The following is a 19469-nucleotide window of genomic DNA, read 5'->3' as shown; positions in this document are numbered from 1 at the left end:
GATGTGAAACCGCTCTTACCCCATGCTACTAAGAAGATTATAATAGCGGTATTTCACGAACTGGATAAATGAGATTGATATGTCAGAGGTAAGAACTCGTATTGCACCGTCTCCAACAGGTGATCCCCATGTTGGTACGGCTTATATTGCTTTGTTCAATATGGCGTTTGCTCGAAAAATGGGCGGTAAATTTATTTTACGCATAGAAGATACCGACCAAACGCGCAGTACACCAGAATCAGAAAAAATGATTCTCGATGCGCTTCGTTGGTTAGGATTGGATTGGGCAGAAGGTCCAGACGTTGGTGGCGAATACGGCCCTTATCGTCAAAGTGAACGTGGTGACATTTACGGACAATACGCAGTGGAATTGGTGGAAAAAGGCCATGCCTTTTATGCCTTTGAAACATCAGAAGAACTCGATCAAATGCGTATTGAGCAAAAAGAACAAGGTTTGCAGCAGAAATACGATGGCCGAGCATTGGCATTGAGCGCTGAAGAAGTGCAAGCCAAACTAGACGCCGGTGTCCCGTACGTTATTCGTATGAAGATTCCTGAAGAAGGTACCTGTGTTGTTCAAGATATGCTGCGCGGCACCATCGAAATCGATTGGTCTCAAGTCGACATGCAAGTCTTGCTGAAAGCCGATGGCATGCCAACCTATCACCTTGCTAACGTGGTGGATGATCATCTGATGAAGATCACCCATGTTATTCGTGGTGAAGAGTGGATTAACTCTGCGCCTAAGCACATCTTGTTGTACCAATATTTTGGTTGGGACATGCCAACATTGTGCCATATGCCATTGTTGCGTAACCCTGATAAGTCAAAATTATCAAAACGTAAAAACCCTACCAGTATCTTGTATTACCAACGTATGGGTTACATGGCTGAATCTGTGATCAACTACCTTGGTCGCATGGGCTGGTCAATGCCGGACGAGCGTGAAAAATTCTCCTTAGACGAAATGGTTGAGCAGTTCGATATTCAGCGTGTTTCTCTAGGTGGTCCTGTTTTTGACGTAGAAAAATTGAGCTGGTTAAACGGTATGTGGATTCGTGAGAATCTTAATCCTGAAACCTTCGCACAGAAATACGTTGAATGGGCGTTAAACCCAGAGTATTTGATGCAAATTATTCCGTTGATCATGCCGCGCGTAGAAACCTTCTCTGACGTTGCTAACGTGGCAGGTTTCTTCTTGAAAGGTATGTTGCCGATTACTAAAGAAGATTTCGCATCGGTGAAAATGGAAGAAGAAACATTGCGCAAAGCGATGCAGTTTGCCTTGTGGAAACTGGAAGCATTACGCACTTGGGAAAAAGATGAAATCTTTAATACCTTGAAGTCTCTTGCTCAGGCGATGGAAGTGAAACCAAAAGACTTCTTTGCGCCTTTGTTTGTGGCTATTTCTGGCTCCAGTGCTTCTGTCTCTGTATTTGATTCAATGGCGATCCTAGGACCTGATCTTTCTCGTGCACGCATGCGTACCGCGGTGAATGTGTTGGGCGGGCCGTCTAAAAAAGAAGCGAAGCGTTGGGAAAAAGAATTCGCTGATTTGTAATTCATTTTATAGATTGGTTAACGAGCAATAAAAAAAGCCGGTTTAGCAAAATGCTAAGCCGGCTTTTTAGTGGATAGTATTTTTTGACTACTTGGTCGTGAACACACTTGTTTTACTGTCAAGGCTAGCCACTTGATCGTGAATATGGCGAGTATTTCCTTCAATACTATTGATGTCGTTATTATCGCGTTGTAGCTGTTGTGCAATTCGATCCATCTCTTCACTCATGTGAACTGCTGTTTTAGAGACCTCTTGAATTGAATGCGCCATCTGGATAGAAGAAGCTGAGCTCGTTTGAGCATTTTGTTCAATTTCACGAATAGCTATTTCGGCTTTCTCGCTGAAGCTTTCAATTGAGTGAAGGCTTTCTTGCCCACTTTGCATGGTTTTAATTGCTGTCTGGGTAGATGTTTGAATGGTGCTTACGATGTTGGTTATTTTAGATGTTGCATCGACTGTTTTTTCAGCCAATGATCTGACTTCATCAGCGACAACAGAGAACCCACGTCCAGCTTCACCTGCTCGAGCGGCCTCAATAGCAGCGTTCAAAGCGAGAAGGTTGGTTTGGTTTGCTAGATCGTTGATCATTCCTATTACATTATCAATGTCTTTCGATAGCTGACCTAGTTCATTAAGTTGCACGCCAGTTTGGTTTACAACCGCGATGGTGCTTGCCAAGCTAGACAGGGCACCTTTGATTGTTTCTGCCCCTACTTTTGCTGACTCATAAGTATCTTGAGATTGGCTACTTAATTCGTCAGTAGTGATAGAGATGCTCGAAATAGTCGTCGATATTTCTTCAGTTGCCGCAGCCAGAGAGTTAGTTTGTTCACTAACAGATCGGTTACTATCCGCAATGTTCTTTACCGCAGTATTTAGTTCAGCGACCATGCCAGAGACATCTTTGGTCGTATGAACAACATCGCCAATCACAGAACCTAGCCCGTTCGTCATTTCATTTACAGAGCTGCACAGCAAGTCAAACTCATCATTGCGCTTGCTGTTTACAAATAATCGTGCAGTTAGATCGCCGCTTTTTACTTTGCCTAAGTCTCGGATAATTTGATTAAGGGTTTTATTTACACTTCGTCCAATCCCCATCATCATCAGAGCAGATAAGATCGCAACAATGATGCTCACAATGATTAAACCGATACTGGCTTGCTCTGAGCTTTCTGATGCTTGTTGACGAGCATTTTGAACCGCACTTTGCATGAAGCCTGCTGCCGCTAAGCGGGATTCATAGAAGATTTGTTTGTTTTTTTCAAATGCGTTTTGTAGTGTGACAAGAGCATCGTTGGATTTTTCATAGCTTTGCATCGCAGAGAAATATTGCCCAATAATGTCGCTAAAACGCTCCTCAAGCCCAAAGTCTACGATGCGTTGATGAAATTTTTCGTACTTTTCCATGAAGGCATCTTTATTCGCTTTGGTCGGTTCAAAAATAAAGTTTTTTTCTGCTTCACGAACGGGGAGGAATTGTTGTTTGACTAGGCTTAAGAATGAAATTTTGTCGAGGACTTTAGTGCTTAGTTCAGATATTTGACCTTTTAAGCCAGATGAACCATTAAACCCTATCATTTGTCGTTGATGAACCAGTTTTGTTAAGGTGGTGTTATACGTGGTTAGCGTCATTTTTACATTCTTTAAGCGCTCTTTTGCCTCGGGTGAAGACACGGCCTTTATGTTTGTATCTAGAGTACCTATTGAATTCGAAAATTCAGTGTTCAAAGAGTTTAAAAAGCTTTTATAGGATTTATCATTAATATTCGAAAGCGTGTCGTATTGTTCCATTGACGCGATGACAAGCGAATCTAGATTTTTATCTACTCGTGTTAGCACTTCGAACTTTTCAGAAGCGGATGTTTGAGTATTAAGCCCTTGAAGGGCGACGGCAGTAACAATGACAAAACCAATAATAGCGGCAGATAATAAAGCCATAAGTTTGGTGCGAAAACTTAGGTTTAACAACATGATAGATCCCTATCTTTTTTATTATGCTTTATGAGTCGACGATGTCTGAAAACAGCGCATATCCGAGTAAAGTTGAAACCATTCGTGCTTAGTTGACAGTTTCATGACTATTCTATTTCTTGTGGATCTTGTTTTGCAATTAAATCAAAAGAAATTATTTAGATACGCTAAATATAATTTTTAAGTGATAAAAAAGTACATAAAAAATGAGATATTGTGTATTTCATTAGATGTCATGAGGGCTCAGCCAGATGCTCAGCATTCTATTGCCTATAAACACAACATAGCCTTGGTAGCGAACACGGCCAGTAGAGGAAAATTCAAATAGATAGGTTCGTTTTATACAGGGTTGGTGATTTGCCCAAGAAGGCCTCCAGCCATCACCTGCGACACTTTCATCGAGAAGCTGTAGGTTCAGCTTTTTACAGTGATCCCTTGCGGTAGCGACCGCTTTTTCTCGCACGTTACTGTTGCACCACCAGCCATAAAAAAGCGCAAAAATGAGTAAGATAAAAACGATGTCGGAAAGTTGTAGATTCATAGCGGTCGCTTTAAATAAAATGAAAATACATCATAGCGAATAGTAGAGAAAAAAAGAAATGCGTGACCACCCCCAAGCAGGAGAGAAAGGAAGGGTGGTCACGTGCTTCACGCTTTTATGAGCAAGCAACATAAATATCCATTAGATAAGGTGTAATTTGGTCATTCGGGGCAGCGAATGTGCAGTCGTCCAAATTTTGAGTCGTGAACCTCTTTCTAATGTGCCAGTCAGGCGATATTTACGCGGCTTCAACTGCTCTTTCTGCGTAAAGTTGGATAACCCACTGTTCGATGCGCTGATCAGTAAGTTCAAACTGTTGATCGTCGTCTATAGCCAAACCGACAAAATGTTTCTTGTCTTTTATGCAGGCTCTAGACGCTTCAAAATCGTAGCCTTCAGTCGGCCATTCACCAATAAAAGTGGCGTGTGTAGGGACCAGTTTTTCGTAAAGCCAGCCCATAGCATCAACAAAGTAATCACCATAACCAAATTGGTCGCCAAGACCATAAATAGCGATGATTTTATTGGCTAGGTTTAGCTCACTTAGGGCGTCACCTAATTCTTCCCAGTCTTCTTGAATGCCGCCAAAATCCCAAGTTGGTATGCCTAAAATCAGCATTTCGTAGCTTTCTAGTTGGCTGATAGCAATGTCCTTTACATTGAGCATTTCGACATCAATGCCAAGCTCTTTCCACTGTTTAACTATTTTCGCACCGACTTCTTCAGTGTTATTGGTATCTGTGCCATAAATAAGGCCTATTGCGGGTTGATTCATGGTTCTTTGTTAATCCTATTACTTAATGAATTTGCCCATATTGATGGCTGCTAATACCAAAATGCTGGATAAAAGCCGCTTCAAATTGAGATTCGGTGAAACCGCTTCCGGCAATCACGGAGGGTTTTGATTTTGGATTTTTACGCAACATAGCCGCGGCATAATTGATTCGGCTTCTCATGTAATAATGACCGATAGATTGACCCACCAGATGTTGGAATCCAAGTGTTAGCGCATCTTTATTCAAACCCACGTGATGAGCGAGTTGTCCAATTTTTATAGGGGGCTGATTAGGAACTTCTAACCAGTTTTGAGCCTGAAATATTTTGCTTTGACAGTCTTCACACTTTACTAGGTGATTCAAGGTTTTGATTTGTTCGACGAATGTGAAGATACAGGAATAAATGTGCCCAATAAGGCTCAAAGTTTGCTCCTGATTGGTCAGCATTGAATGACAAACGGCTCTATTTTTTTCAGTAATTGGCAAGGTAAGTGATTTTTGCCCCTTGTTAATAGACTCAAATACATCTAAAAAATATTGCACGACTTGCTCTTCTGTTTCGTTAAATAACGTAGCAACTTGTTCTGCTGTTATATGTATTTGAAATAAAGATTTAGCGTCATCTTTGGCCATGATGAAGTCGCCGATTACATCTTGCTCCTGATAACTAATCTGAATGGCCTCAATGTCATTTACTGTTAGAATTTGGCTACTACCTAGGAGTGAGAAATACAGCCCTCGACGAGCTTGTTCGATGCATAATATGTCTGAATGACTACAAAGCTGCTGGTCTATTAGTTGCAAGTTAGGGAGCAGGCTTGTGTGTCGTTTGTGCCCACTTATAATATCAGTAAGGTCCATATTGACGTCTCCATGTTCGTCATAGGCTTCGTGTAAGTAAATATTTCGCATAGGCTTGGCCTCTGTTGATAATGGTTATCATTAAAATATTATATGCCTTCAAATGCAAGTGATTATCATTAATAATTTAAATTATTATCTTGTTCTGTGTGAATGGGCAATAAGCTAGCGTGTTGTTATGTATTGCTGGCTAGTCTTGGCAATTAGGTACTTGTTACACTGGGCGCATTGATTAATAAATACAGTCTGAGGAAATTATGAATAAGTCATTAGTAATAACAGGTATTGCTATATCGATAGCATTAAGTGGTTGTACGACTACGCCAAATAATACGCAAAAAGGGGCGGGTATTGGTGCTGTTGTCGGGGCTATTTTGGGTAAGGCGACAGGTGATAATGACAAAAGTCGTTATGTATGGGGTGCTGCGGTTGGTGCTTTAGCTGGTGGTGCGATTGGACGTTATATGGACAATCAAGAGCAAGAGTTTAAGAATGAGCTTGCTGGTACTGGTGTTCAGGTTGTGCGTGAAGGCGATAATCTTCGTTTAGTTATGCCTAGTGATATTACTTTTTCGACAAGCAGTGCGGCAGTAAACCAAAGTATTGATCCAGTGCTAAACGATGTGGCAAAGGTGTTAAATCACTATCCTAAAACGACCTTGTTAATCGAAGGGCATACTGACAGTTCGGGTTCTGAGCAATATAACCAACTACTGTCAGAGCGAAGAGCGAAATCGGTGAAAAATTTACTAATAACAGATGGTGTGAATTCTCAGCGTATTACGGCGATTGGTTTAGGGGAATACCAACCGAAAGTGCCTAATACTAGTGCGGCGAATCGTCGAGAGAACCGACGTGTTGAGTTAAAAATTCAGCCTTTAGTACAGTAAAGTCATTGTTTTGAGTGTTTGTTGCTGATTTTCCATTAAGAAAAATGGGTAAGTGCAGATTTGAAACGTCATAAATGATTTTATGGCGTTTTTTTATAAGTATAAACCAATAATTTACATCAGATTGAAATTGCGTAGTACGGCAACACCAATACTGGTCGTTACTAACGAGGCAATGGTTGTTATAACGATAATATTCGCAGCTAAAGTAGCATTTCCCCCCATTGCTCTTACCATAACATAGCCTGCTGAGGCAGATGGTGCAGAGGACATAAGAAACAGCACGCCAAGCTCCATTTCCCTGTAGCCAAGAAGGTAACCACCAAAGGTAATCATTATTGGTATAAAAATAAGTTTACCTGCAGAAGCGAGTAAAGCGACGGACATGTCTTTTTGTAGCGCTTTAAAGCTTAGTGAGGCACCAGCGCATAACAGAGCCAGAGGCAATGTCATTTGTGCAAAGTAAGCGCCTGCTTTATGGAGTGTAGAAGGCAGTGTAAGGCCACTAGCAGAGAAGACTAGAGCAGCACTTATCGCAATAATTAGTGGGTTTTTCGCGATTCCCTTAAGTGTCTGGGCAATAGTATTATTCGCGCCCATAGACTTATTTAAGCAAATTACAGAGAGAATATTAAAAAGAATGGTAACGCCACCTAAATAAATTGAAGCGACAGAGAAAACGTCTTCTCCATAAGCATTAACACAATAGGCGAGACCAATAATACCCATATTTGAACGAAAGGCACCTTGGATAACTACCCCACGATCAGATTTGCTGTGAACTAATTTGGTGGTGAGTAATTCTAAAATGACATAGGTTACAGCGACCGCCAGCATGGCGTAAATGACAAGGGAAAAGTCTGTCTCTCGGCTGAGTTTTGCTTTTGATATATTGATAAATAGTAAGGAGGGGAGAGTGACGTTGAAAACTAATTTAGAGGATATATCAATGAAGTTATCATTGATTAGCTGTATTCGATATAACAGAATCCCTAGCACCAAAATCAAAAAAATTGGCATGGTGATAGAGAAAGAAAAACCGAGTACATCTAAAAAATTGTTCAACGCCATTCCTTTTAAAATGACTAGCCTTTATTGATTAGTCATTGTTTTCAAAGCGGTAGCCGGCGCCGTATACAGAATGAATTACATTTAATTCAGGTGCAACCGCAGAGATTTTTTTACGTAGTTTCTTAATGTGACTGTCAATAGTACGGTCACTTACTACGCGGCTATCAGCATAGATGCTTTTCATAATAAGGTCGCGGCCAAAAACGCGACCAGGTTCTTTGATTAGCAACTGAAGCAATTGAAATTCGACAGTTGTTAGATCAATTAACTCACCTTTATAAGTGGCACGAAGACGGTCAACGTCCAGATCAAAGCCATCTGTTCTTGGTGATTCGGTTTGGTCAAGTTCAACACGGCGAAGATTGGCTTTAACGCGGGCCACAATTTCACGAGGGCTGAAAGGTTTACAAACGTAATCATCTGCTCCCATTTCTAGGCCGATTAAACGGTCAATTTCTTCAGCTTTCGCCGTCACCATGATAATTGGAACACCACTAAACTGACGAACTTGCTTACAGATTTCGATGCCATCTAAGCCAGGTAGCATAAGGTCTAGAAGAATCAAGTCCACCTGATTGTTCTTTACGTAATCAACCGCTTGATCACCACGGTCGATATGGTGATTTTCATAACCAGCTTGGTCTAGGTAAGCACCCACTAATTCAGCTAATTTCGGTTCGTCTTCAACAATTAGTATTTTGCTCATAATTCTCTATGTTCCATATTAATTTAAAGGGAATTCTATTTTTATTCCTAAACCACCCTGTGGCGAGTGATAGGCATTAATACTGCCTTGATGGCCATCTACGATATTAGTACAGATGGCAAGGCCTAAACCTCTACCGCCTGTTGCTCTGTTACGTGAATTTTCTATTCGATAGAATTGTTCGAAAATTCGGTTTTTCTCTTCTTCGTTCACTCCTGGAGGCGTGTCTTCAAATAGCACAACAGCTTTCTCGTCTTCTCTTGTTAATACTATTTTTAGTTTTCCAGGAGCATTTGTGTACTTTAACGAATTATTCATTAAGTTTGCAAAAAGTTGGTGTAAACGATCAGTGTCACCAGTAATGATTATCGGGGTCTTCTTAATAATATCAAGTTCTAGTTCGATGCCCGCTTCATTATAACGAAGAGACATTGATTGAACGGTTTGTTCGATAATCTCATTTAGATCCGCGTCTTCCATTTTGTAATTAAGATTACCCACATCATGCATGGATAATTGATTTAAGTCATCTATAAGTCGAGCAAGATGAATCGTTTCTTGTTGCAGCGAGGCAAGGCTATCTGGTGAGACTTTGATAATCCCATCTTGCATTGCTTCAATCTCGCCTCTTAATATCGCCACAGGAGTACGTAATTCATGAGCGGTATCGGCAACCCATCTTTTTCTGGAATCTCTTGTATTCTCTAGTGTGATGGCGAGGTGATTAAAATCTGTACCTAAATCCGCTAATTCATCAGAGCCGTGAATTTTAATACGAGTATCAAAGTGGCCTTTTGACAGTTTGCGCGTTGCTTCACGCACTGTGCATAACGGTCGGCTTAGCCACTGGGCAAGCGGCCATGTGAGCAATGCAGCAATGGCCAACATAAAAGCAGATATCAATAAGAAGGCTTCCCCTTGTTGTCGAACAAATCGTAGGGTTTGGTCTTGCACTAGCGCGCGAATGGAGCGTAGCCCAATGTAGCCCACAATTTTTTTATTGACGATAACGGCGTGCGTCTCGGCTTTATCAAACGAGGTATCACCAATAAGGTTTTTCTGATTTTTGTTAAATAACAAAAATCGTTGGCGATAATATTGAGAAGGATAGATAAGATCCAAATTTGGAGTGCTTGGTGGTGGCACAAGATCTCTAAGATTTTCTAGTTTTTGTTTATGCCATGCTTTTTCCATTTGGCTTTCTTGTACCAAGAAATACCAGTCATCGTAATAAACGTATAAGTTGGCGGTTCTGTTCGCCATTTGTTCAAGAAAATCACGGTCTCTTTCTGTGGCATAAGATACAAAGCCACGGTCAAAGCTCCATTGAAAAACCTGCCACATAGAAACAATCACTAAGATATTGCTCAATACGAAGACGGCAAACAGTTTATGGCGAATTTTGAATTTCTTAGTAATCTTCATAATGGAGTCAATAAAATCCTGTTATGTGTGGACTTTCTTATGCTTAGAAAGTCGTAACGAGTTAAATAAAAATAACCTATCTATAGGCTAAAAGTAATGGCTCCGAATAGAATGTTTATCATACAGTTTTAATAATAATGTTCGCTACTTAGTCGTGGTGTAAACAATGAGGATTTGCTTGTTTTTCTGGATTTTTGTTGTTTTCGTGCTCAATGAAGAATCTTTTATGTATTTTAGCGACGTTTTAGCTTGCTGTATTGATCTAGAAAAATGTTTATATATCTTTCGTATTGGCTATTAAATTGATTCTCTTGGTATTTTTGTGACAGGTTGTAAACTCAATCAGTCGCTCGAAATGCATTTAAAAGGAGGAATCTCGCATTCTAGCAGTTCCTTCTTTTTCTCCTTCACGTTAGAATCTTGCTTTTAAGAACGCATAGAATAGGAAAATGTAATGGGCAGAGCCTTTCAAAACCGCAAAGAGTCCATGGCAAAAACGTCTGATCAAAAAGCCAAGGTTTATAGTAAATACGGCCGTGAGATTTATGTTTGCGCAAAATCCGGTGGTGTTGATCCAAACGGTAACTTGGCACTTCGTTCGCTAATCGACAAAGCGAAAAAAGATCAGGTGCCAACCCATGTTATTGATAAAGCGATTGATAAGGCGAAAGGTGGCGGAGGCGAAGATTTCGACACGGCTCGTTATGAAGGGTTTGGTCCTGGTAACACCATGGTTATTGTCGATTGTCTATCGGATAATCCGAATCGAACGTTTGGTGATGTACGTACTTGCTTTAACAAGGTTAAGTGTAAAATCGGCGGTCAGGGTAGTGTGAGTCACATGTTTGACCACAGTGCTATTTTTGTTTTTGATGGCACCGATGAAGAAGCTGTTTTAGAAGCATTGATGATGGCTGATGTCGATGTTACAGATATTGAGTTGGAAGATGGAAAGGTAACCGTTTTTACGCCAAATACAGAATATGGCAAAGCCAAAGCGGCGTTAACAGAAGCCTTTGGTGAAGTTGAGTTTGATGTTGATGAAATTCAGTTCGTTGCACAAAATATGACGGCCATTGAAGGTGACGATGTTGATCAATTTGATCGTTTCCTAGATCTTCTTAATGATCTTGAAGATGTTCAGCGTGTTTATCATAATGCTGAATATTAGGTGTTAGATTGATTCAATGGGATTTGATGCTATCAAACGGCATCAAATCCCATTGTTTTATGTTCAATATTCAATGTGTATTGATTGCTCGGCAAAGTAGCATAGTGCTAACTAAATAAGAGGTTCTGAGTGTCAAAGAAATACTCTAAAGCAAACCCTTCTAAGATAACGTCTCCCTGTGTTAATTTGTGTTCTCTCGACAAAGATGATGTTTGTATTGGCTGCTACCGTACTGGTAAAGAAATTAGTGCTTGGGGTCGTATGTCGAGTCATCAGCAGCGCGATGTGCTAATTAAAGTACGTGAACGTGAACAAGCCAGCCCGCTTGTTGATTGATTCTTTCTGCTGGCTTGTTAATAAGCTTCTAGTGTTAGTCTCGTCGATTTTGTTGTTACTTATTTTCCTCATTTTGGTTTTTTAACGCTATCCATTGAGACATGTACTGGGTGCTTTTTAGGCTGTGGTGTCTAAGCATTTTTCCCAGGAAGTGATTTCTTCTTAAGCTGTCTTTCAGTGTTAACTGCAGATCAATCCGAGTCAAAAGTCGTGGTTCCCAAACGGCTTTGTCGTAAAGAGTGTTCAGAATGCAAAAACCATTTTGTTGCATTAATTGCCAGCTGCTTTGGTCCTGATACAGTGAAACAGCAGCGTCGACAAACTCTTCTATATCGTCAGTTATTACGCCGTTCCAAGGCAAGTGACCATACATGGCTTCGGCGCCGACTGATGTGGTGATGCTAGGGGTGCCCATTTGCATGGCTTCGACCAATTTACCCTTGATGCCAGCACCAAAACGAATAGGTGCCAAGCAAATTCTGGCGCTCTTCATGACTTCTTGTGCGTCTTTTGCCCAGCCCTTGATCAGAAAGCCTTCTTTTTCATTATGCAGTTGGGTTGCTTTGGGTGGTGGGTAAGCGCCATATATATGCAGTTCAGATTTGGGAAGTTTTTTGCGTATCTTTGGCCATACGGTTTGTTTTAGATATAGCACGGCATCCCAGTTCGGAGCGTGTCTAAAATTACCAATGGTAATGAAGTGTTGGCGCTCTTCAAATGTCGGTATGACGCCGTACTCAGTGGATTTTTCCAACATGAAGGGAAGGTGAAAAACATGTGATTCTGGAACATGGAATTCATTAACGAGAAGATCTTTCTCAAACTCAGAAATCATCAAGGTTAGGTCGCAGCGATGAATAGCGGCAATTTCTCGAATGCCTAAGTCGCTGTATAAATCTTCTAATTGGAATTCTCTTTTCTGCTTTAGCGCTTGATGACGAGCTTCGCGTAGTGAGTGAAGGTCTTCGGTATTTAAAATACGCAGCGCCGTCGGGCAAAACTTTTCCACCCGCCAGCCAAATTGTTCTTCCATCATAAAGCGATCATAGATTACGGCATCGGGGGCCAGCGTAGCAATATACTGGTCAAAAGAGGCATCGTTAAGTGCGATGTGGTCGCTAGTGATGCCAAGCTCATCAAGATTGCTCATGTGTTCGGTTTGTTGAGCAGGACTAGCAAATGTAATTTGCCAATCGGCGCTACGAAAAGTATTCAGTAATTGCATCATCCGGCTGCCAGCCGCGGAAGAATTTGGTTCTGGCCATACATAACCAATGACGAGTAGATGCATTAGTGGTCTCTTTGTAGGGGAATAGGGAATGAATGTCCGGTTATTGAAAGTGAGCTAGGACATATAGGATGAGCTATTGTATCATTGTGCATAGATTTGTCTTGTCTGACGAAAGGATTTTCTGTTTGGGCAAGGTGTAAGCAAAACATGACGTTGAGAAGATAATATGATCATTAAACCAAAGATTCGCGGATTTATTTGTACGACGACCCATCCTGTAGGTTGTGAACAAAACGTAAGAGACCAGATTGCTTTTACAAAAGAGAAAGGCCAAATTGAAAACGGCCCTAAAAAAGTATTGGTCATTGGTTCTTCTAGTGGTTATGGCCTTTCTTCTCGTATCGCGGCGGCATTTGGGTCTGGTGCGGCAACAATCGGTGTTTTCTTTGAAAAACCTGCTAGTGAAAAGAAAACGGGTACGGCAGGTTGGTACAATGCGGCAGCCTTTGAAAAAGTAGCAAAAGAAGAAGGCTTGTATGCGAAGAGTATCAACGGTGATGCTTTCTCGAATGAAGCGCGTGACAAAGTAATCGAATTGATCAAGCAAGACCTTGGTGAAATTGACATGGTGGTTTATTCATTGGCATCGCCAGTGCGTAAAATGCCAGAGACTGGTGAAGTGATTCGTTCTGTGTTGAAGCCAATTGGCGAAACTTACCGTTCAACTGCGATTGATACGAATAAAGATGTCATTATCGAAGCGGAAATTGAGCCAGCAACAGAAGAAGAGATTGCTGCAACGACGACGGTAATGGGTGGCCAAGATTGGGAATTGTGGATGTCTGCGTTGCAAGAAGCGGGCGTGTTGGCAGAGGGTGTTCGTACGGTCGCTTACTCTTACATCGGTTCTGACATCACTTGGCCTATCTATTGGCATGGCGCGTTAGGTAAGGCGAAAGAAGATTTAGATCGTGCTTCTGCGGCGATTAATGGCCAGTTATCACCACTTAATGGCGGTGCGAATGTGGCGGTATTGAAATCTGTAGTCACTCAGGCGTCTTCTGCCATTCCTGTTATGCCATTATATCTTGCTATGGTCTTTAGAATAATGCGTGAAAAAGGTCTTCATGAAGGCTGCATGGATCAGGTTTATCGCCTATTCTCTGAACGTTTATATAACAATCATAATCCGGCTGAATTCGTAGATACTGCTAACCGTTTACGCTTAGATGATTTGGAATTACGCGAAGATGTACAGCAAGCTTGTCGTGAGTTGTGGCCACAAATCACCGATGAGAACTTGTTTGAAGAAACAGATTATCAACTTTACAAAGATGAGTTTCTAAAGCTTTTCGGCTTTGGCCTTGACGGTGTTGATTACAACGCTGATTCGAACCCATTGGTTGAATTTGACGTTATTACGTTACCATAAGCTAATAATAGCCTTGTAGAAAAAGGGGACTAGGTAACGGCTTAGTCTCCTTTTTTATTGTTTGATTATCTCTTATAGTATGGACTCTGCGTTTGGGGTGGTTATGAAAAAAATTATAGGCGTTGCGTTTTTGTATCCATTAATGACCTTTGCACAAACGGTCGAGATTCAGCCTGTGGATATTATTTATGGAAATCAGGTGATTCATGGTCGTCATCAAGTTGTGCTTAATTCGCCAGACAAGGTGGCAATTATTCCTGCAGAGCAGAAGAAAGCTTCGCCATTGGGTCTAAATGTTGTTGTCACCGATACCGGGGATGATCGCTCTTATCTAGAGCGTAAAACCATTGCAGCCAGAGAGCAAGCCATTTACGACGAAGTGAATAAGCGAACTAAAGACGCGCCATTTACCGTTTTATTCACTGGTCACATACCGGACGATATTCAAGAAAAGCGCTTGCGGATGATGCCTGAAATAGGTGTGTTTGGTGATCAGCTTAATAAGCTTGATAAGGCTCAGGGGACAAATACAGCTCAGTCCAATACGCTAGATACAGGCGAATTTTCAGAAGTGAGACCGAATAATTCTGGTGCAACGTCGACGACAAAGTCTAAGCCTGTTGCGACACAAGAAGATAAGTTGGAGAAATTGATAGGCGGTTGAATCTTATCTTATGGTTTTTCTAACATAAGATTGTTGCCCTCTGGTTGAGCTTTTTCCCACTTTCCTTTTAAAAGTACATTCTTATCTAATGCTTTATTGTGGATGAGTATCTTTGCGGTGTTGCCTTCTTCTATCTTTTGCTTGATATATTGAATAAATCCTTTCTGTGTCATCTCTGTTACAACTTGAATAGCTTGTTTTTTATGGTCGAAATCTTGTTGGTGTTTGGCTATTTCATGCCATTCGTCGTAGGCGTTATCGCCTAAGTTTCTCGCTTTGTTTTTTAAGTTATGAAGTAGGTTGTTTTTAGCATTCTGGAAATCTTCTTGAGGTAATGATTGCAATAGTATTGCTTGTGTATGAATGAATTTTTCAATGGCTTTTATAATGGTGGTGGAGTCTTTATTAGGAGACTGTATTAAAAATCCCAAAATAGGGGTGTTGCGGGTGCTTAAATCCTCCACTGCAACAATGTAGCCTAGTTGTTGAACGGTTCGAAGTTGGTTGTAGAAACGACTATTCAGAATATTGCATAAGATAGAAAAATACGACATTTGTAGTGTTGCTTCGTATTCCGTTTTTTTGGCTGTTTGAGGGTCTGTATCAATTAGTGAATAAAGTATGGTGCTGTCTTTACTAATAGAGGGAAAGCGATATTCAATTTTTTCTTGCGGTACTAGATGTTTCGTTTCTACAGGTCTTGGTATCTGATCTGCTAATCTGCCAGTAAAGCGCGCGTGAAGTGTTTTTGCTAGTTGTATTGTGCTGCTTTTAGATAGGTTGCCGGTACTGTAGGCAATAACATCAAAGCTGCTTTTGGCCTCTTTAATAAAGTTTTGTAGATCATTTAAAGATAAATGTTGAAGGGCTTTTTCTAGCTCTTTGGTCGTGAAATTATTTTTTGTAATGAGCGAATTGAGTGCCATATTAGCACCTTGATAGGCTTGGCGACTTTTTTGGTTATCAAGATCTTTTTGAAGTTGAGATTTTATGCGTTCAAAGTCTTCTTGATCTGGACGAAATAAGAAAAGTTGATCGACAAGCCAAACTAAATAGTCTCCTTGTTTGCCTGAGTAGCCTGTGGTGTTTATGGTGATGCCATTTAAATGGGGATATAAGCTATAACCTAGTCCGGCAATATACGGCTCGTAAGTTGAGTCACTGATGCTGTCGTTAAACGTTCTGGTCCATAGGTAATTTAATGCGGTGTGCTTAGCGGTATTGGCTGCATTTTTAAAACGAATGGCCAGAAAGTTGATGCCAGTTGGTTTTTTAAAGCTGGTGTCTGCCTTATGCCAAAATACAAAATCTTTTTTCTGATAAATGACGTGTGGTGTTGCATCTTGTTCATCGATTAATGTCAGCGTTTTGGGGATAAATGGGTTTTTCCTAGGTAGCGTAACGAGCGTACTTTTTGCCGATAAATGTACGATATTTAAAAAGCTTTGGCTAAATTGGTTGTTACTGTATTGACTCTGATACCAAGGTTCTGTCTGCCATTTTAGTGGCTCTTTTGCCCACGACGTTGGAAGTTTCTGTTGGGTGGAAAGTTGTACTAAAAGATTTTTGCTATTTAGTTCGTTCAAGATGTGAGTGATGACTTCTTCACTGGCTGATTTTTCGATTCTAAAGCTGCTTAAGGTGTCTTTAAGGGGAATCGATAGCATTCTTGAAGACAACAGTTTTGCGAGAGCTTGAGGTTCTATGTAGTTGTGGTAATCGTAAGTTAACTTGCTAAGTATTAAGTCTTCATCTAGATAGGTGGGGTTGATAGGGGTGGATTTAATGGTATCGATGGTTGCAAAAAATGCTTGTGCAACGTCGTTTATTTGTTGGTTGCCTTTATCCGTTAAACGTATTCTTGTGCAGAATAAAGCATTTTTTTCGTAATCGGGTGAGAGGCTGCTATCTAGGCTGTTTATAAGTCCTTTGTCTTTCAGTGAGGCATAAAGTGACCCTTTGCTTTCATTTCCCAGTAAATATGATAAATAGCGAGCTGGGCGCGTGCGAAAGTTTTTGTTTTGGCTGTCAATTTGATAGCAGAAAGACAGCATGTTGCTATTGATATTCGGTCGCGTGAATTGCAGCTGAGGCATGCCAGCCTTAAGTAAAGGGGGGGCTTGTGGTCTTTTTTTAATCTCCCCTGATGGTATTGCTGAAAAATACTTTTCGGCCAGTGCTTCGAGTTGAATATAAGGTAAATTGGCGACTAATACTAAGGCCATGTTGCTGGCGACATAGTTTTGTTTGTAGAGTTTTAGTAGTTGCTGGTGTAGCGGGTTATGCGGTCTGTCCTTTAGTGTGCTGAGGCTTCCTACAGTAAATTTGCTTTGAGGGTGATCTGGATTTAGTAGGGTTTTGAAGGCTTGGTTGAGTCTTCGGCGTTCACTGGTCAGTTTTGCTTTGTATTCAGCATTAACGGCATTTTTCTCCCTCTGTGCAGAGGATGAGCTTAATAGTGGCGATATGAAAAATTGAGAGAAGCGGTCAATAGCGCCTTCATAGTTATTTTTTTGTATGTCGAAAAAGAAATTTGTAGAGTTGATGCTGGTGTAGGCGTTATAAGTTCCGCCATGATTGCTGATGTAGGATTGGTACTCGCCAGGCGTCGGGAATTTTTTTGTTCCTAAAAGTAGCATATGCTCTAGGAAATGAGCCAAACCTTGTTGGTTTTTAGGGTCTTGATAGCTGCCAACATTAATCGCCATTGACGCTGCAAAGCGTTCTGCTTCGGGATCACTGACAAGAATGACGCGCAATCCGTTTTTAAGAGTAAGTAAATTGTAGTTGTTCTTATCGCTTGTTGCCTTGTTGGGAAGGGAGTGGGGTGTAGGCGATGGTGGGCTATCTGCTACGGCATAAGAATGAATGCCGATGGTTGCAAATGAAAAAATAAGTAAATTAATTAGTGCTCTAGGTGATAATGTCATTTCAGCATGGTAGCTGAATTGTTAATGGGCACGCAATGGAAGGATTCCCATTGCGTGCAATTTTATTTTATTTGAGCATCTAATGATTTTCCATTAATGCCTTGGCTATCAGCGCCCATTAAATACAGGTAAACGGGCATTATATCTTCTGGTGTAGGAAGGGTGTCCGGATTTTCTGCAGGATAGGCTGAGGCGCGCATTGCGGTGCGAGTGGCGCCTGGATTGATGGCGTTACAGCGAATGTTGGAGGTGTTTTCTAATTCATCCGCGAGCAGTTGCATCATTCCTTCTGTGGCAAATTTTGAGATAGAGTAAGCGCCCCAATAAGCTCTTGCTTTTCTACCCACACTGGACGTTGTAAATACAATAGATGCGCTAGTGGCTACCTTTAGTAAGGGGATGAGGGCTTGGTTCATCATGAACTGGCTGAACACGTTGACTTTCATGACTTGGTCGAACGTTTCGGCGTCATAAGTTTCGAGTGGTGTTCGTTCTCCTAGTAAGCTGGCGTTGTGCAAAATGCCATCTAAGTGTCCGAATTCATTTTCTAGTGTAGTGGCTAGCTCCACAAAATCATGCTCATTGGCGCCATCTAGATTGAGGGGTACGATGGCGGCTTGTGGGTAGCCTTTCGCTTCAATGATGTCGTAAACCGTTTCTAGCTTTTTAGTGGTTCTGCCTAATAAGACAACGGTAGCGCCATGTTGTGCGTAGGTGAGAGCGGCGGTTTTACCAATACCATCTCCTGCGCCAGTAACCAGAATTATCTTGTCTTTGAGTAGTTGCTCTGGGGCTTGATAATCAAACATAACGCCTCCTTTATCTCTTTGTTTTTATCAATTACAGGTTGGGTTTTTGAGTATGCACCATGTAATTCACAGACACGTCTTTGTCCGTTAGCTTATATTGCTTAGTGATTGGGTTATAAGTCAATCCTGTCATATGAGAGACTTCTAGTCCTGCTTGTCGTGCGTAATTGTTAAGTTCGGCAGGCTGAATGAATTTGGCGTAGTCGTGAGTGCCTTTTGGTAGCATGTTTAAGATATATTCAGCGCCAATGATCGCAAATAAATACGCCTTGGGATTGCGGTTGATAGTAGAGAAGAACACATGGCCGCCGGGTTTGACAAGTGTCATGCATGCTTTGATAACAGACGCTGGATCAGGTACGTGCTCAAGCATTTCTAAGCAGGTGACGACGTCGTAAGTGCCGGCTTCGCGTGCCGCGATCTCTTCGGCAGTGATTCTTTCGTAATCGATGTCGAGTTTAGATTCTTCTAAGTGCAGCTTGGCGACGGCCAGCGGTGCTTCGCCCATATCGATGCCTTTTACGTCAGCGCCGAGTTTTGCCATGGCTTCTGACAATATGCCACCACCACAGCCTACATCGATTACTTTTTTGCCAGAGAGGTCTGCGCGTTCGTTAATGTAGTCGACTCGTAATGGGTTGATGTCGTGTAGAGGTTTGAATTCATTTTCGGTATCCCACCAACGACTGGCTAGCGCTTCAAATTTAGCCACTTCAGTAAAATCGACATTGTCGTGCTGTTCTTTTGTGTTGGTCATGGTTAATTTCCAGTGGTGTTGTAGGGCGCTTTTTGGCATCTAGGGTGTTGATTTGGATAGATGTCTGCCATTTAGTGGCGGATTGGCCAAAGTAATCTTTGCATTATAGCGAGATCAATAGAGGCAACCAATAGGAAACTTAGCTTGCTTACAGTTTCTTTGTCAGTTAATGGTCTGAATCGAGTCTTAAAATGTGTCAAATTGAAGGTCTTGAATTAGTCGCCAATTAGCAAACAAAAGATCCTGTCGCAGAGGTGTTATTTATTTCCTTATGATACAATGCAGCGCTTATAAAAAGATATCAGGGCGTCTGTCAGACTCCGAGGCATAAGGA

17 protein-coding genes are annotated in these 19469 nt (G+C 41.3%); 6 read left to right on the top strand and 11 right to left on the bottom strand.

The genetic code is table 11. From position 1 onward, the window contains the following. Positions 1-79 precede the first annotated feature (79 nt). On the top strand, positions 80-1561 hold the full coding sequence (gene gltX / locus V6259_RS04075; RefSeq protein ID WP_341583416.1) for a glutamate--tRNA ligase: 1482 nt from the start codon (positions 80-82) through the stop codon (positions 1559-1561). An 87-nt stretch (positions 1562-1648) separates the two neighbouring features. Here gltX and V6259_RS04070 read toward each other — a convergent pair whose 3' ends face one another. The 4 genes from V6259_RS04070 to V6259_RS04055 all read right to left on the bottom strand — a co-directional run bounded on the left by V6259_RS04070 (position 1649) and on the right by V6259_RS04055 (position 5764). Further along, positions 1649-3535, bottom strand: coding sequence for a methyl-accepting chemotaxis protein (locus tag V6259_RS04070; RefSeq protein ID WP_341583415.1), 1887 nt, complete (start codon positions 3533-3535; stop codon positions 1649-1651). A gap of 226 nt (positions 3536-3761) precedes the next feature. Beyond that, positions 3762-4076, bottom strand: a complete 315-nt coding sequence (locus tag V6259_RS04065) for a DUF3301 domain-containing protein (protein WP_133010970.1) — start codon at positions 4074-4076, stop codon at positions 3762-3764. Between the two features lie 238 nt (positions 4077-4314). Next, positions 4315-4851 (bottom strand): flavodoxin, encoded by a 537-nt coding sequence (locus V6259_RS04060; protein ID WP_133010971.1) that lies wholly within the window; start codon positions 4849-4851, stop codon positions 4315-4317. 22 nt (positions 4852-4873) lie between these two features. Further along, on the bottom strand, positions 4874-5764 hold the full coding sequence (locus V6259_RS04055; RefSeq protein WP_341583413.1) for an AraC family transcriptional regulator: 891 nt from the start codon (positions 5762-5764) through the stop codon (positions 4874-4876). 206 nt (positions 5765-5970) lie between these two features. Between V6259_RS04055 and V6259_RS04050 the strand changes: the two genes are divergently transcribed. Further along, on the top strand, positions 5971-6603 hold the full coding sequence (locus V6259_RS04050; protein WP_133010973.1) for an OmpA family protein: 633 nt from the start codon (positions 5971-5973) through the stop codon (positions 6601-6603). Positions 6604-6717: 114 nt separating this feature from the next. Here the strand turns inward: V6259_RS04050 and V6259_RS04045 are convergent, their stop codons facing one another. The 3 genes from V6259_RS04045 to V6259_RS04035 are packed head-to-tail and all read right to left on the bottom strand — an operon-like array spanning position 6718 to position 9805. Further along, positions 6718-7674, bottom strand: coding sequence for an AEC family transporter (locus V6259_RS04045; RefSeq protein ID WP_341583412.1), 957 nt, complete (start codon positions 7672-7674; stop codon positions 6718-6720). A 28-nt stretch (positions 7675-7702) separates the two neighbouring features. Then, positions 7703-8380: a response regulator gene (locus V6259_RS04040; protein ID WP_133010975.1), complete on the bottom strand. Its 678-nt coding sequence runs from the start codon at positions 8378-8380 to the stop codon at positions 7703-7705. Positions 8381-8398: 18 nt separating this feature from the next. Continuing rightward, positions 8399-9805, bottom strand: a complete 1407-nt coding sequence (locus V6259_RS04035; protein WP_341583411.1) for an ATP-binding protein — start codon at positions 9803-9805, stop codon at positions 8399-8401. A gap of 454 nt (positions 9806-10259) precedes the next feature. Here V6259_RS04035 and V6259_RS04030 point away from each other — a divergent pair, with 454 nt between their 5' ends. Continuing rightward, positions 10260-10976, top strand: a complete 717-nt coding sequence (locus V6259_RS04030) for a YebC/PmpR family DNA-binding transcriptional regulator (protein ID WP_133010977.1) — start codon at positions 10260-10262, stop codon at positions 10974-10976. A gap of 129 nt (positions 10977-11105) precedes the next feature. Continuing rightward, positions 11106-11312, top strand: coding sequence for a DUF1289 domain-containing protein (locus V6259_RS04025; RefSeq protein WP_133010978.1), 207 nt, complete (start codon positions 11106-11108; stop codon positions 11310-11312). 55 nt (positions 11313-11367) lie between these two features. Here V6259_RS04025 and V6259_RS04020 read toward each other — a convergent pair whose 3' ends face one another. Further along, on the bottom strand, positions 11368-12603 hold the full coding sequence (locus tag V6259_RS04020; protein WP_341583410.1) for a glycosyltransferase: 1236 nt from the start codon (positions 12601-12603) through the stop codon (positions 11368-11370). Between the two features lie 166 nt (positions 12604-12769). Here V6259_RS04020 and fabV point away from each other — a divergent pair, with 166 nt between their 5' ends. Both fabV and V6259_RS04010 read left to right on the top strand, forming a co-directional pair. Next, positions 12770-13975, top strand: coding sequence for an enoyl-ACP reductase FabV (fabV, locus tag V6259_RS04015; RefSeq protein ID WP_133010980.1), 1206 nt, complete (start codon positions 12770-12772; stop codon positions 13973-13975). Between the two features lie 103 nt (positions 13976-14078). After that, positions 14079-14639 carry a hypothetical protein gene (locus V6259_RS04010; protein ID WP_341583409.1) on the top strand — a complete coding sequence of 187 codons (561 nt, stop codon included), beginning with the start codon at positions 14079-14081 and terminating at the stop codon, positions 14637-14639. Between the two features lie 8 nt (positions 14640-14647). Here V6259_RS04010 and V6259_RS04005 read toward each other — a convergent pair whose 3' ends face one another. The 3 genes from V6259_RS04005 to ubiG all read right to left on the bottom strand — a co-directional run bounded on the left by V6259_RS04005 (position 14648) and on the right by ubiG (position 19135). Then, entirely contained in the window at positions 14648-17569 is a 2922-nt protein-coding gene (locus V6259_RS04005) for an insulinase family protein (RefSeq protein ID WP_341583408.1), read from the bottom strand. Positions 17570-17631: 62 nt separating this feature from the next. Further along, complete coding sequence (locus V6259_RS04000; RefSeq protein WP_341583407.1) at positions 17632-18378, bottom strand: YciK family oxidoreductase; 747 nt, start codon at positions 18376-18378, stop codon at positions 17632-17634. Between the two features lie 31 nt (positions 18379-18409). Then, on the bottom strand, positions 18410-19135 hold the full coding sequence (gene ubiG / locus V6259_RS03995; protein ID WP_341583406.1) for a bifunctional 2-polyprenyl-6-hydroxyphenol methylase/3-demethylubiquinol 3-O-methyltransferase UbiG: 726 nt from the start codon (positions 19133-19135) through the stop codon (positions 18410-18412). Positions 19136-19469 lie beyond the last annotated feature (334 nt).

Source organism: Marinomonas sp. TI.3.20 (assembly GCF_038155025.1).
Lineage (GTDB): Bacteria > Pseudomonadota > Gammaproteobacteria > Pseudomonadales > Marinomonadaceae > Marinomonas > Marinomonas flavescens.
Note: the sequence above shows the minus strand (reverse complement) of the source record. Positions and strands in the feature narration are given on the sequence as shown.

What these genes read in the sequence shown, in the direction of transcription:
- V6259_RS04005 (WP_341583408.1), bottom strand. Translation starts at nt 17,569, where the DNA reads ATGACATTATCACCTAGAGCACTAATTAATTTACTTATTTTTTCATTT.
- V6259_RS04055 (WP_341583413.1), bottom strand. Translation starts at nt 5,764, where the DNA reads ATGCGAAATATTTACTTACACGAAGCCTATGACGAACATGGAGACGTC.
- V6259_RS04000 (WP_341583407.1), bottom strand. Translation starts at nt 18,378, where the DNA reads ATGTTTGATTATCAAGCCCCAGAGCAACTACTCAAAGACAAGATAATT.
- V6259_RS04060 (WP_133010971.1), bottom strand. Translation starts at nt 4,851, where the DNA reads ATGAATCAACCCGCAATAGGCCTTATTTATGGCACAGATACCAATAAC.
- V6259_RS04020 (WP_341583410.1), bottom strand. Translation starts at nt 12,603, where the DNA reads ATGCATCTACTCGTCATTGGTTATGTATGGCCAGAACCAAATTCTTCC.
- V6259_RS04065 (WP_133010970.1), bottom strand. Translation starts at nt 4,076, where the DNA reads ATGAATCTACAACTTTCCGACATCGTTTTTATCTTACTCATTTTTGCG.
- V6259_RS04030 (WP_133010977.1), top strand. Translation starts at nt 10,260, where the DNA reads ATGGGCAGAGCCTTTCAAAACCGCAAAGAGTCCATGGCAAAAACGTCT.
- V6259_RS04070 (WP_341583415.1), bottom strand. Translation starts at nt 3,535, where the DNA reads ATGTTGTTAAACCTAAGTTTTCGCACCAAACTTATGGCTTTATTATCT.
- gltX (WP_341583416.1), top strand. Translation starts at nt 80, where the DNA reads ATGTCAGAGGTAAGAACTCGTATTGCACCGTCTCCAACAGGTGATCCC.
- ubiG (WP_341583406.1), bottom strand. Translation starts at nt 19,135, where the DNA reads ATGACCAACACAAAAGAACAGCACGACAATGTCGATTTTACTGAAGTG.
- V6259_RS04050 (WP_133010973.1), top strand. Translation starts at nt 5,971, where the DNA reads ATGAATAAGTCATTAGTAATAACAGGTATTGCTATATCGATAGCATTA.
- V6259_RS04040 (WP_133010975.1), bottom strand. Translation starts at nt 8,380, where the DNA reads ATGAGCAAAATACTAATTGTTGAAGACGAACCGAAATTAGCTGAATTA.
- V6259_RS04045 (WP_341583412.1), bottom strand. Translation starts at nt 7,674, where the DNA reads ATGGCGTTGAACAATTTTTTAGATGTACTCGGTTTTTCTTTCTCTATC.
- V6259_RS04035 (WP_341583411.1), bottom strand. Translation starts at nt 9,805, where the DNA reads ATGAAGATTACTAAGAAATTCAAAATTCGCCATAAACTGTTTGCCGTC.
- V6259_RS04010 (WP_341583409.1), top strand. Translation starts at nt 14,079, where the DNA reads ATGAAAAAAATTATAGGCGTTGCGTTTTTGTATCCATTAATGACCTTT.
- fabV (WP_133010980.1), top strand. Translation starts at nt 12,770, where the DNA reads ATGATCATTAAACCAAAGATTCGCGGATTTATTTGTACGACGACCCAT.